The organism is Janthinobacterium aestuarii (assembly GCF_051380835.1).
Classification (GTDB): domain Bacteria; phylum Pseudomonadota; class Gammaproteobacteria; order Burkholderiales; family Burkholderiaceae_D; genus Janthinobacterium; species Janthinobacterium aestuarii.
Window position 1 is genome coordinate 383901 of record NZ_JBNYXU010000004.1, and the last position, 12981, is coordinate 396881.

Sequence of the window (12981 nt, forward strand, 5' to 3'; positions counted from 1 at the left end):
ATGCTGATCGATCACTATAACAAGGTGCGCCAGCACTCGCTGCTGCTGGCCGAACCGCTGTCCGACGAGGATTGCGGCGCCCAGTCGATGCCGGACGCCAGTCCCGTGAAATGGCATCTCGCGCATACGACCTGGTTTTTCGAAACGTTTATCCTTGAAAGCATGGAAGCGGCGTTCGCGCCCTTTCACCCGGCCTTCCGCGTGCTGTTCAATTCCTATTACAACGGCGTGGGCGAGAAGCACCCGCGCGCCCAGCGGGGCTTGCTGACGCGCCCCGGCATGGCCCAGGTGCGCGCTTACCGGGCCGACGTCGATGCGCGCATCGCGCGCCTGCTGGCGGGCGAACTGGCGCGCGACGAGCGCGAACGGCTGACCATGCTGCTGGCGCTGGGTCTCGAGCACGAACAGCAGCACCAGGAGTTGCTGTTGACGGACGTCAAGCACCTGCTGGCGCAGAGCGCCCTGTTTCCCGCTTACCTTGACACTGCGCCTGCGCCTGCGCCAGCGCAAGAACACGCGCAACCCACGGCCTGGCTTGCCTTCGACGGCGGCCTGGCGCAGATCGGCCATGCGGGCGATGGCTTCTGTTTCGACAATGAATTGCCGCGCCACCCGCAATACGTGGCGCCGTTCGAACTGGCCAGTGCGCTCGTGACGAATGGGGAATTTCTTACCTTCATCGAGGCGGGCGGCTACCGCACGGCGCATTTGTGGCTGGCCGAAGGCTGGGACTGGGTCCGCAGCCAGCAGCTGGCATGCCCGTTGTACTGGCAGCGCGACGAGGCGGGACACTGGCAGGAATTCACCTTGTTCGGCTTGCGCCCGCTCGACCTGCAGGCGCCGGCCACGCATCTGTCCCTGTTCGAGGCGGACGCCTATGCGCACTGGGCCGGCGCGCGCCTGCCGACGGAAGCGGAGTGGGAGCTGGCGGCGCAAGGCGTCGCGCTGCAAGTTGGCCAGCTGCATCCGGCCGCCAGCGCGCCGGGAGCGGGCTTGCGGCAAATGTTCGGCCACTGCTGGCAGTGGACCAGCAGCAGCTACGCGCCGTATCCGGGCTACCGCACGGCGCCGGGGGCGCTCGGTGAATACAACGGCAAGTTCATGCTGAACCAGTATGTGTTGCGTGGCTCGTCCTGCGCCACGCCGGCCGGCCATGCGCGCGCCAGCTACCGCAATTTCTTCCCCGCCGGCGCGCGCTGGCAATTTTCCGGCATCCGCCTGGCACGCCAGGTGGAATAGCCCGCTTAGTTCAAGCGCGGGGCGGACGGAGCAGGGCGGGGCGCAGCCTTGTCCTTGCCGCCTTGCTCCAGCTTGAACTGGCTGACGAGGGTTTCCAGTTCGCCCGCCTGTTCATGCATGGCCGCCGCAGCCGCGGCCGCTTCCTCGACGAGGGCCGCGTTTTGCTGCGTCGTCTGGTCCATCTGCATGATGGCCGCATTGATCTGCTCGATGCCTTCGCTTTGCTCGTGGTTGGCGACGCTGATTTCACCGACGATGGCGCTGACCCGGCCCACGCTGGCCACCACTTCATCCATCGTGGCGCCCGCCTGGCTGACCAGCTGCGCGCCCTGGCCCACGCGGTCGACGGAGTCGGCGATCAGTTCCTTGATTTCCTTCGCTGCCGCGGCCGAGCGTTGCGCCAGGTTGCGCACTTCGGACGCCACCACGGCAAAGCCGCGTCCCTGCTCGCCGGCTCGCGCCGCTTCCACGGCCGCGTTCAGGGCCAGGATATTCGTCTGGAAAGCGATGCCGTCGATGACGGCGATGATGTCGACGATCTTGCGCGACGATGCATTGATGGCGTCCATGGTGCCGACCACTTCCGCCATGGCCGAGCCGCCGCGCTGCGCGATGGCTGACGCCGAGCGGGCCAGGCTGTCGGCCTGGCGCGCATTGTCGCTGTTGCTGCGCACGGTGCCCGTCAGTTCGATCATCGACGAGGCCGTCTCTTCGAGCGCGCTGGCTTGGGCTTCCGTGCGGGCCGACAGGTCGGCATTGCCGCTGGCGATCTGGCTCGACGCCACGGCAATCGTGCCCGTGCCGCCGCGCACTTGCCCCACCAGGGTGGCCAGGTTGGTGTTCATGTCGCGCAGCGCCTGCAGCAGCTGGCCCGCTTCATCCTTGCCGTCGGCCACGATTTTGCTGCTCAAGTCGCCTCCGGCCACCGCTTGCGCCACGCGCAAGGCGTACGCGATCGGCGTGGTGATCGAGCGCGTGACCCGCCAGGCAAAGAGCACACCCAGCAGCAGGGCGGCCGTGCCCAGGCTGGCCATCAGCACATTGGCTGCGGAAATATTCTGCTGGATTTGCTGGCCGCCCTGCACGACCACTTCGCGCTGGAGTTCATTGAGGCGGTTCACGGACTTTTGCAACTGGTTCAGGGCGGGCAGGGTATCGTCGCGCACGTGCACGGCCGCTTCCGCGCGCTGTCCCGCCACCAGCAGCTTGTCTGCCTGGCTGAACGAGACGACATAGGCCTTGCGCTGCTGCTTCAGCGTAGCCAGCAGTTCCTTGCCTTCAGGCAGTACAATCAGGCGGTCGAGGATGACCAGCGCATCGGTGATGGTGGCCTTGTTGGCGTCGATTTCGCCATGGATGGCGCTGGCGCGTGCCGGATCTTCATGGATGAACAGTTCCAGCACCAGGGCCGCGTTCGAGCGCGTGGTGCTGCGGATGGTGGCGATGGCGTCGGCCTTGGCCCAGTCTTTCTCGATGATGGCTTCGCTGAGCGCGCCGATCTTGTCCAGGCGCAGCAGGCCCGTGCCCACCAGCACTGCCATCAGCAGCAGCACCACGCCAAAACCGGCGCCCAGGCGCACGCCTATCTTCATATCCGTCAATTTCATACTGATTCCCTCGGTAGCTAATGATCTGTCTCCGGTGGTCTTGTTATGAAACGATTATACGGCTGGCGATACCTGATTTGCACTACTAATTGCTCTACAGAAATGAAAAAGCGGCACGGCGATCAAGCCGTACCGCTTTTTCTCCCTATGAGGGATGCTTGATCCGTGTTCAGGCGGCGCTGGCAGCCACGTCGGCCGCTGTTGTTTTTTCGGCGTCCGTCTGCTTGATGCGGCGGTTCACGGCCGACAAGACAGCCTTGAACGAGGCGGTGACGATATTGCTGTCGATGGCGGCGCCGAACAGGGTCGGGCCGTTATCGAGGCGCAATTCCACGTAGCAAGCCGCTTGCGCGTTGGCGCCGGAGCCGATCGAGTGCTCATGGTAATCCATCAGCTTGATGTCGAGACCGAGTGCGTTGACGAAGGCATCGATGGGGCCGTTGCCGCCGCCCTGCAGGGCCAATGGCGTCTGGCGGTGCGACAGGCTGATGTCGATCTGCACGGATTCGTCGCTGCTCGTGTCTTCCACCATGCGGTGCGAAGCGTAGGCGTACGGCGCCGTCTGCTCAAGGTATTCCTTCTGGAAGATTTCATGGATATCCTGCGCGGCGATTTCGCGGCCCGTGGCATCGGCCACGGCTTGCACGGCGCGCGAGAATTCGATCTGCAGGCGGCGCGGCAAGACCAGGCCGTATTCCTGTTCCAGCAAGTACGCCATGCCGCCCTTGCCGGACTGGCTGTTGACGCGGATCACGGCGTCGTAGCTGCGGCCCAGGTCGGCCGGGTCGATCGGCAGGTACGGCACTTCCCAGATGCTGTCCGGTTGCTGCTTGGCGAAACCTTTCTTGATCGCATCCTGGTGCGAGCCGGAGAAGGCCGTAAATACCAGGTCCCCCGCATACGGGTGGCGCGGGTGGACGGGCAACTGGTTGCACTCTTCCACGCATTTGCGCACGCTGTCGATGTCGGAGAAATCGAGGCCCGGGTGTACGCCTTGCGTGTACAAATTCATCGCCAACGTCACCAGGTCGACGTTGCCCGTGCGCTCGCCATTGCCGAACAGGCAGCCTTCCACGCGGTCGGCGCCTGCCATCACTGCCAGTTCGGCCGAGGCGACGGCCGTGCCACGGTCGTTATGCGGGTGCACGCTGATGATGATGGAATCGCGGCGCGCCAGCTTGCGCGACATCCATTCGATCTGGTCCGCATACACATTGGGCGTGCTGCATTCCACGGTCGATGGCAGGTTGATGATCATCTTGTTGGCCGGCGTCGGCTTCCAGATGGCGCTGACGGCGTCGCAGATATGCTTGGAGAAATCGAGTTCCGTGGTCGAGAACGATTCCGGCGTGTATTCAAAGCCCCATTCCGTTTGAGGATGCTGGGCCACCAGCTGTTTTACCAAGGTGGTGCCGGTGGTGGCGATATTCGTGATTTCTTCGCGCGACATGCCGAACACGACCTTGCGGAACACGGGCGCCACGGAGTTGTACAGGTGGACGATGGCGCGCTTGGCGCCGACGACGGATTCCACAGTGCGGCGTATCAATTCTTCACGCGACTGTGTCAGCACGATGATGGTGACGTCGTCCGGGATGCGGCCTTCATCGACGAGCTTGCGCACGAAATCGAAATCCGTCTGCGATGCCGATGGGAAACCAACTTCGATTTCCTTCAGGCCGATGGCGATCAGCATTTCGAAGAACCGCAGCTTCTTTTCCGCGCTCATCGGCTCGATCAGCGACTGGTTGCCGTCGCGCAAGTCGGTGCTCATCCAGATAGGCGGTTTGCTGATGATCTGGTTCGGCCATTGACGGTCGGTCAATTTAACGGGAGGAAAGGCGCGGTATTTGGAAGCTGGGTTTTGCAACATCATGATCGGGTACTCCTGAAGATAGGGGGAAATCAATGGTTGTGGCGCAAGCTTGCCGGGCGGCCACGAGACACTAGGCCAGGCAAGCGATCGGTAGCGGTAGCAGAGCGGCTGCGATGCCAGCGGGGGCGGTCGCAGTGGGGATTACGTGTACGAATGGGGATGGTGCAAACATCATCAAACCTTCCAGGGTTTTTGAAACACGCCGGCGTGTGGCCAGGCGAAGCAAAGCGGCAAACTTATGCGCGTGCTAGGTGTAGTCGCGATAGCGACAGCAGGGAAGGGGATGGATGTTTGAAGGAGGACATGCACTCAATGTAAGGGAAGTCGGGCCGGGCTGTCAAGCGTTTCCGTGCTACACGTAAAGCACGTGCGCTGCCACGTCCGGCATTTCCTGTGCCATGCGCGCCAGGATGCGCTGCAGGATGGCGGCTTCGCCGGGCAGCCGTGCCGCGAAGGCTGGCCACCCGCGCAGCTCGATCTGTTGCGGCACGTCCACCAGGCCCGTGATGGCATCCCAGAACGCATCCCAGTTCATGCCATAGAAGGAAGGGAAACCCAGTGCGGCCGCCAGGGCCGCATGCAGCTGGCGCGGCGAGTTGATGTCGCTCAAGTCGATTGTCACGAGGGCTTGTCGATTCATACTATTTCCTTGAGCAAGTTCCGCAGGTTTTCGCGCATGCTGCTGACTACCGTTTCGTGCTGCGCCAGGATGGCGGGCGCATCCTTGAATGGCTCAGGGTCGAGGTACAGGCGCGGCAAGTCGGCTACGGCCACGCCACGCGGCCCGCCGCGCAGGATGTCGCCGGCGTGGCTGGTGATGGCGCTCACGCTTGCCTGGATGCGCGGTGTGGGGGCCTCTGCCAGGCAGGTACCTATCGCTTGCTCGAGTTCGGCGTGTGGTGGCGCTTGCGACAGCACTGGCGCGGCGATCCGTTCCAGCGGGGACATGTTGGCGGCCGGCATGCGATAGGCGTACAAGGTATCGAGCGCCATCAGCCGGTGCGGGCCGCCACGCCGCAGCCATTCCAGGATGCGGGGCCATGGCGTGCCCAGCAGGGCAGCCGCCACGCCCCATTGCCCGGCCACGGGCGAGCCCACGTTGGCGTCGATCCAGGCGATGGCGTCCGGATTGCCCGTGTAGGCCAGCAGGATGGCGTTCGGCGAGCGCAGCGCGGGCGCCTGCGTGGCGAGGATGGCGGTCAGCCAGGTGAGGGCGCCGTCGGGCGGCTGTTGTGATAACTGTTGCGCAAACGGTTCGCTCAGGGCGCGGCTGTCGGAAAATTGATATTCGTCGGACATGTTGATCAATTCGGCGAGTGAGGGGAGGTTGGGGCGATTTGGCATGCGAAGCAGCTACCCAAGGGGAGCTCTTCGCTTGGCCAATATGCCGGACGCTGTTAGTGCTCCAATTTTTGGCAGCGTGCGGAAAATTGCATGGCGGCGCTGTTTTCAAAGGGGGAATTGAACTCGCCCTTTACTTGCGTCAAGTCGCTGTTAAAGCGCATGGTCAGCGGTCCGCTGGACGGCCCCGCGTCGTACGTGCAAGACAGGCTGTCGCCGCTTTGCCGACAGCCGTAGAAGTTACCTGCTTTACCGCGCCCGTCAATCAGGTGGGTGCCTTGTGCGCCGTGCCGGTCGGGGGCGTCGAAGCTGAGTTCAATCGTGTGCTCCTCTTGATCATTGGGAATCTGCAACTTTCCCGTACACGTAAAGCTCTCCATTTTTGCCGCGATGCTATCTGGGCGCTCCGTCGCCGCGACGGCGTTGGCGCAGGCTGCACCCAGCAGGACGGCAGCGAGCAAGCATGGGGGCGCGATGAGGCGGAATAGGTCTGTTTTCATAAGTCGCCAAATGGAGGTGGGGAGGGGGAGGCCAGGCACCAGTCTAGCAGCCGGAGGGGTGCGCACGGTTCGGAGCATTGTCATTTGTAAACATTTAAGACCGCCTTCAGTGCGGGTCGCCCCGCTTGCGCTACAATCGGCTCTCCTTTATTGCCACTGCCGCGCGCGGTTCCCCCTCTCCACCATGTTCCCTAAACGCCTGACCCTGCTTGCCCTGGCCGCCTTCGTGCTGGCCGGTTGCGATACCACCGCCCCGAAACCGATACAAGTATTGACGCCACCCGAGCCCATCGTCGTCACGCCGCGCAAGATCAAGATTGGCCTTGCCCTGGGCGGCGGCGCGGCGCGCGGTTTCGCGCATATCGGTGTGATCAAGGCGCTTGAATCGCAAGGCATCCAGGCCGATATCGTCACCGGCACCAGCGCCGGCAGCGTGGTGGGTGCCATGTATGCGGCAGGCAATTCCGGCTTTGCCCTGCAAAAGATGGCGTTCGACATGGACGAGGCGGCCATTTCCGACTGGGCCTTGCCCCTGTTCGGCAAGTCGTCCGGCGTGCTGAAAGGCGAAGCGCTGCAAAGCTATGTCAACAAGGCCGTTGGCGGCGTGCCGCTGGAAAAACTCAAGATTCCATTCGGCGTGGTGGCGACCGATCTGAAAAATGGCCAGCCGATCCTGTTCCAGCGCGGTAACACCGGCATGGCCGTGCGCGCCTCGTCGGCCGTGCCCGGCGTGTTCCAGCCCGTGACGATTGCCGGCCACACCTATGTCGATGGCGGCCTCGTCGCTCCCGTACCCGTGCGCTTTGCGCGCGACATGGGCGCCGATTTCATCATCGCCGTGAATATTTCGTCGCAAACGGATACCCAGAAGGCCATCAGCTCGATGGAAGTGCTGATGCAGACGTTCGCCATCATGGGCCAGCGCATCAATCAGTTTGAATTGAAAGATGCGGACGTGGTGATCCAGCCCAGCCTGGGCACCATGAAGGGCAACGATTTCAACAGCCGCAACCAGGCCATCCTGGCGGGCGAGCAGGCGACCTTTGCCGTGATGGCGCAGCTCAAGCAAAAGCTGAAAGCGAAGCGCGAGCAGTAAGGAAGAGCGCCGCTGCGCATTTCGTATACAATTTTGTTTCAACATAACAAGGATGCACCATGCAATCGAAACCGATTTTGACCCTGGACGACGTAAAGAAAATCGCTGCCGCCGCCGAAGCGGAAGCGGTCAAGAATAACTGGGCGGTCACGATCGCCATCGTCGACGACGGCGGCCACCTGCTGTGGCTGCAGCGCATGGATGGCGTGGCGCCGATCTCGTCGCACATCGCCCCATCGAAAGCCAAGACGGCCGCACTGGGCCGCCGCGAATCGCGCATCTATGAAGAGATGATCAATGGCGGCCGCGTGTCGTTCCTGAGCGCGCCGGAAATCGACGGCTTGCTCGAAGGCGGCGTGCCCATCGTGTTCGATGGCCACTACGTGGGCGCCGTCGGCGTCTCGGGCGTCAAATCGGCGGAAGATGCGCAAATCGCGAAAGCGGGTATCGCGGCGTTGACAGCCTAAGTAGTAACCGATATTGCTTTGCAAGCCGCCCCGCGCAAGCCGGGCGGCTTTTTTCATGGGGCAGGGGATTTATGTTGCTGCGCAAAAAAATGCCGGGGCTTCTGTATTTTCTTCCTTGTGGAAAAGCTTCCTTTTGGTTATAATTCAAAGGTTTAGCCAATCACACATATACCGTAGCGACTACCCATCCCCTCATTCAAAATGACCGTTGAAACACCCTGAGTGCATCTGGCTCGGGTACATAGGCGGTCGGTCTGACGTGGCGCAGCTACGGTAACTTTATCAGGAGTTGCCCTTGCCGCCATTTTTTTCTGGCCCTGCCGTTCCAGCCATATTAGCGCTTGCTGATGGAACGATCTTTAAAGGTTTTTCGATCGGTGCCGCCGGTCATACCACGGGCGAGGTTGTTTTCAACACCTCGATGACCGGGTACCAGGAAATCCTTACCGACCCAAGCTATTGCCGCCAGATGGTCACCCTGACCTATCCGCATATCGGCAATACGGGCGTCAATCCGGAAGACGTCGAATCTTCCAAGGTACACGCCGCTGGCCTCATCATCCGCGATCTGCCATTGCTGGCATCCAATTTCCGTTCCACCCTCTCCCTGTCCGATTACCTGAAAGCTGAAAATATCGTCGCCATCGCCGGCATCGATACACGCAAGCTCACGCGCATCCTGCGTGAAAAAGGTGCGCAGGGCGGCGCCATCCTCGTCGGCACGCAAGGCAACGAACCGTCCGCCGCGCAAGCGCTGGAACTGGCCCGCTCCTTCCCCGGCCTGGCCGGCATGGACCTGGCCAAGGTAGTCTCAAGCAAGGATGCCTACGAATACCGCGAAACGGAATGGACCCTGGGTGCAGGCTATGGCCAGCTGGCTGACGCGGACGCGAAATACCACGTGGTCGCCTTCGACTACGGCGTCAAGCGCAACATCCTGCGCATGCTGACGGCGCGCGGCTGCAAAGTCACCGTGCTGCCCGCGCAAGCGACGGCCGCCGACGCCCTGGCACTGAACCCGGACGGCATCTTCCTGTCGAACGGCCCCGGCGATCCGGAACCGTGCGATTACGCGATCGCGGCCACCAAGGAACTGATCGAGAAGGGCATCCCGACCTTCGGCATCTGCCTCGGCCACCAGATCATGGCAATCGCTTCCGGCGCAAAGACGCTGAAGATGAAGTTCGGCCACCACGGCGCCAACCACCCGGTGCAGGACCTGGAAACGAAACAGGTCTTGATTACCTCGCAAAACCACGGTTTCGCAGTCGACGCGGCAACCTTGCCTGCGAATTGCCGCGTGACCCATGAATCGCTGTTCGACGGTTCCCTGCAGGGCTTTGCCCGCACGGACAAGCCTGCCTTCTGCTTCCAGGGCCACCCTGAAGCGTCGCCGGGCCCGATGGATGTTGCTTACCTGTTTGACCGCTTCATCAACTTGATGGCTGCGGAGGAGAAAAAGAAAAATGCCTAAACGTTTAGATATTAAAAGTATTCTGATTATTGGCGCTGGCCCGATCGTGATCGGCCAGGCCTGCGAATTCGATTATTCCGGCGCGCAAGCGTGCAAGGCCCTGCGCGAAGAGGGCTACAAAGTCATCCTCGTCAACAGCAATCCTGCGACCATCATGACGGACCCGGAAATGGCCGACGTCACTTACATCGAGCCGATCACCTGGTCGGTCGTCGAGCGCATCATCGCCAAGGAGCGTCCTGACGCGATCTTGCCGACGATGGGCGGCCAGACGGCGCTGAACTGCGCGCTGGACCTGTTCAACAATGGCGTGCTGGCGAAATACAACGTCGAACTGATCGGCGCATCGCCGGAAGCCATCGACAAGGCGGAAGACCGTTCGAAATTCAAGGACGCGATGACCAAGATCGGCCTTGGTTCGGCCCGTTCCGGCGTGGCGCACTCGATGGAAGAATCGTGGGCCGTGCAGCGCACGCTGGGCTTCCCGACCATTATCCGTCCATCGTTCACCATGGGCGGTTCCGGCGGCGGCATCGCCTACAACGAAGAAGAATTCGAAACCATCTGCAAGCGCGGCCTGGAAGCTTCGCCGACGAAAGAGTTGCTGATCGAAGAATCGTTGCTGGGCTGGAAAGAGTACGAGATGGAAGTGGTGCGCGACAAGGCGGACAACTGCATCATCATCTGCTCGATCGAAAACCTCGACCCGATGGGCGTGCACACGGGCGACTCCATCACGGTAGCGCCTGCGCAAACCTTGACGGACAAGGAATACCAGATCATGCGCAATGCCAGTCTGGCAGTGCTGCGCGAGATCGGCGTCGACACCGGTGGTTCGAACGTGCAATTCTCGATCAACCCCGTCGATGGCCGCATGATCGTCATCGAGATGAACCCGCGCGTATCGCGTTCGTCGGCCCTGGCATCGAAAGCGACGGGCTTCCCGATCGCCAAGATCGCCGCCAAGCTGGCCGTCGGTTTCACCCTGGACGAGCTGCGTAATGAAATCACGGGCGGTGCCACGCCGGCATCGTTCGAGCCGTCGATCGATTACGTCGTCACGAAGATTCCCCGTTTCACGTTCGAGAAATTCCCGACCGCCGACCACCACCTGACGACGCAGATGAAATCCGTCGGCGAAGTGATGGCGATCGGCCGTACCTTCCAGGAATCGTTCCAGAAAGCCTTGCGCGGCCTGGAAGTGGGCGTGGACGGCATGAACGAAAAGACCAAGGACCGCGAAAAGATCGAAGAAGAACTGGGCGAGCCTGGTCCTGAGCGCATCTGGTACGTGGGCGACGCGTTTGCCCAGGGTTTCACCCTGGAAGAAGTGCACCAGCTGACCAAGATCGACCCATGGTTCCTGATCCAGATCAAGGAAATCGTCGACCTGGAACTGTGGCTCGATACGCAGAAGCTGGAAAACCTGGACAAGAACACCTTGTACAAGTTGAAGCAGAAGGGCTTCTCGGACCGCCGCCTGGGCTTTTTGTTGCAGACGACCGACACGGCCGTGCGCCAGCAGCGCCATGCGCTGAACATCCGTCCCGTCTACAAGCGCGTCGACACCTGCGCGGCCGAGTTTTCGACCGACACGGCGTACATGTATTCCACGTACGACGAAGAGTGCGAATCGAATCCAACCGACAAGAAAAAGATCATGGTGCTGGGCGGTGGCCCGAACCGTATCGGCCAGGGTATCGAGTTTGACTATTGCTGCGTCCACGCCGCCCTCGCCATGCGCGAAGACGGCTACGAAACCATCATGGTCAATTGCAACCCGGAAACCGTGTCGACCGACTACGATACCTCGGACCGTTTGTACTTCGAGTCCCTGACCCTGGAAGACGTGCTGGAAATCGTCGCCATCGAAAAACCGGTCGGCGTGATCGTGCAGTACGGCGGCCAGACGCCTTTGAAACTGGCGCTGGACCTGGAAGCGAATGGCGTACCGATCATCGGCACCTCGCCCGACATGATCGATGCGGCCGAAGACCGCGAGCGTTTCCAGCAAATGCTGCACAAGCTGGAACTGCGCCAGCCGCCTAACCGCACCGCGCGCACGGAAGCCGACGCGCTGGCGCTGGCGCAGGAAATCGGCTACCCGCTGGTCGTGCGTCCATCGTACGTGCTGGGCGGCCGCGCCATGGAAATCGTCCACGAGCAACGCGACCTCGAGCGCTACATGCGCGAAGCCGTCAAGGTTTCGCACGATTCGCCGGTGCTGCTGGACCGTTTCCTGAACGACGCCATTGAGTGCGACGTCGATTGCATCTCCGATGGCGAAACGACGTTCATCGGCGGCGTGATGGAACACATCGAACAGGCTGGCGTCCATTCGGGCGACTCGGCTTGCTCGCTGCCACCATACTCGCTGGCGCCGGAAACCATTGAAGAACTGAAGCGCCAGACGGCGCTGATGGCCAAGGGCTTGAACGTGGTCGGCCTGATGAACGTGCAGTTCGCGATCCAGAAGCAAGAGATCGATGGCGAAATGAAAGACGTCGTCTTCGTGCTGGAAGTCAATCCGCGCGCGTCGCGCACCGTGCCTTTCGTCTCGAAAGCCACGGGTCTGCAACTGGCGAAGATCGCCGCGCGCTGCATGGTCGGTCAATCGCTGGCCTCGCAAGGCATTACGCAGGAAGTCGTGCCGCCTTACTTCAGCGTCAAGGAAGCCGTGTTCCCGTTCGTCAAGTTCCCTGGCGTGGACACCATCCTGGGCCCTGAAATGAAATCGACGGGCGAAGTCATGGGTGTAGGCCTGACCTTCGGCGAAGCGTTTGTGAAATCGCAACTGGGCGCCGGCGTCAACCTGCCAAAATCGGGCAAAGTCTTCATCAGCGTGAAAGCGTCGGACAAGCCGCGCGCCGTGCAAGTGGCGCGTGACCTGGTCGAGTCCGGTTTCACCGTGGTCGCCACCAAGGGTACCGCCGCCGTGATCGCTGCTGCCGGCATCGCCGTCACGCCAGTGAACAAGGTGATCGAAGGCCGTCCGCACGTGGTCGACATGATCAAGAACCATGAAATCGTGCTGGTGATCAACACCGTGGAAGAAAAGCGCAGCGCCATCGTCGATTCGCGGGCCATCCGCACTTCGGCCCTGGCGTCGCGCGTGACGACCTACACCACCATCGCGGGCGCGGAAGCGGCCGTCGAAGGCATCCGTCACCTGGATGAGCTTCGTGTGTACGATTTGCAAGGCCTGCACAAGACCTTGAACTAAGTGCGTTTGCAGTGGCCGCCGTTAGGCGGTACACTGCATGCTTATCAACCACAGAGTTCCGTGCAGAGCAGCGCGCGGCCTCTGTGGTTTTCACTTGGTAAGTCCGTTAACCGTGGCACAACACGGAAAACGGCGCCGATAACTAGCAGATAGTAGAG

At 61.7% G+C, this 12981-nt stretch carries 10 protein-coding genes; 5 read left to right on the forward strand and 5 right to left on the reverse strand.

The window, feature by feature from the left end; all coding sequences use genetic code 11:
• Window positions 1-1239 (forward strand): ergothioneine biosynthesis protein EgtB, encoded by a 1239-nt coding sequence (egtB, locus tag ACQ4WO_RS14065; protein ID WP_436481987.1) that lies wholly within the window; start codon window positions 1-3, stop codon window positions 1237-1239.
• A 5-nt stretch (window positions 1240-1244) separates the two neighbouring features.
• Here egtB and ACQ4WO_RS14070 read toward each other — a convergent pair whose 3' ends face one another.
• The 5 genes from ACQ4WO_RS14070 to ACQ4WO_RS14090 all read right to left on the reverse strand — a co-directional run bounded on the left by ACQ4WO_RS14070 (window position 1245) and on the right by ACQ4WO_RS14090 (window position 6563).
• Window positions 1245-2846 (reverse strand): methyl-accepting chemotaxis protein, encoded by a 1602-nt coding sequence (locus ACQ4WO_RS14070; RefSeq protein ID WP_436481988.1) that lies wholly within the window; start codon window positions 2844-2846, stop codon window positions 1245-1247.
• A gap of 169 nt (window positions 2847-3015) precedes the next feature.
• Window positions 3016-4722, reverse strand: coding sequence for a 2-isopropylmalate synthase (gene leuA / locus ACQ4WO_RS14075; RefSeq protein ID WP_436481989.1), 1707 nt, complete (start codon window positions 4720-4722; stop codon window positions 3016-3018).
• Window positions 4723-5074: 352 nt separating this feature from the next.
• Entirely contained in the window at window positions 5075-5362 is a 288-nt protein-coding gene (locus ACQ4WO_RS14080) for a barstar family protein (RefSeq protein ID WP_436481990.1), read from the reverse strand.
• Window positions 5359-6021 (reverse strand): hypothetical protein, encoded by a 663-nt coding sequence (locus tag ACQ4WO_RS14085; RefSeq protein ID WP_436481991.1) that lies wholly within the window; start codon window positions 6019-6021, stop codon window positions 5359-5361. Before ACQ4WO_RS14085 ends, ACQ4WO_RS14080 begins: the two co-directional genes overlap by 4 nt.
• A 98-nt stretch (window positions 6022-6119) precedes the next feature.
• The gene (locus ACQ4WO_RS14090; protein ID WP_436481992.1) at window positions 6120-6563 is read right to left on the reverse strand and encodes a hypothetical protein; all 444 of its coding nucleotides are present in this window, start codon (window positions 6561-6563) and stop codon (window positions 6120-6122) included.
• Window positions 6564-6747: 184 nt separating this feature from the next.
• Here ACQ4WO_RS14090 and ACQ4WO_RS14095 point away from each other — a divergent pair, with 184 nt between their 5' ends.
• The 4 genes from ACQ4WO_RS14095 to carB all read left to right on the forward strand — a co-directional run bounded on the left by ACQ4WO_RS14095 (window position 6748) and on the right by carB (window position 12823).
• Window positions 6748-7659: a patatin-like phospholipase family protein gene (locus ACQ4WO_RS14095; protein ID WP_034757417.1), complete on the forward strand. Its 912-nt coding sequence runs from the start codon at window positions 6748-6750 to the stop codon at window positions 7657-7659.
• A 59-nt stretch (window positions 7660-7718) separates the two neighbouring features.
• Window positions 7719-8126 (forward strand): GlcG/HbpS family heme-binding protein, encoded by a 408-nt coding sequence (locus tag ACQ4WO_RS14100; RefSeq protein ID WP_034786036.1) that lies wholly within the window; start codon window positions 7719-7721, stop codon window positions 8124-8126.
• Between the two features lie 295 nt (window positions 8127-8421).
• Window positions 8422-9600, forward strand: a complete 1179-nt coding sequence (carA, locus tag ACQ4WO_RS14105) for a glutamine-hydrolyzing carbamoyl-phosphate synthase small subunit (protein ID WP_034757422.1) — start codon at window positions 8422-8424, stop codon at window positions 9598-9600.
• Window positions 9593-12823, forward strand: coding sequence for a carbamoyl-phosphate synthase large subunit (carB, locus tag ACQ4WO_RS14110; RefSeq protein ID WP_034786033.1), 3231 nt, complete (start codon window positions 9593-9595; stop codon window positions 12821-12823). The genes carA and carB overlap by 8 nt, the downstream gene beginning before the upstream one ends.
• The last annotated feature ends 158 nt before the right edge of the window (window positions 12824-12981 follow it).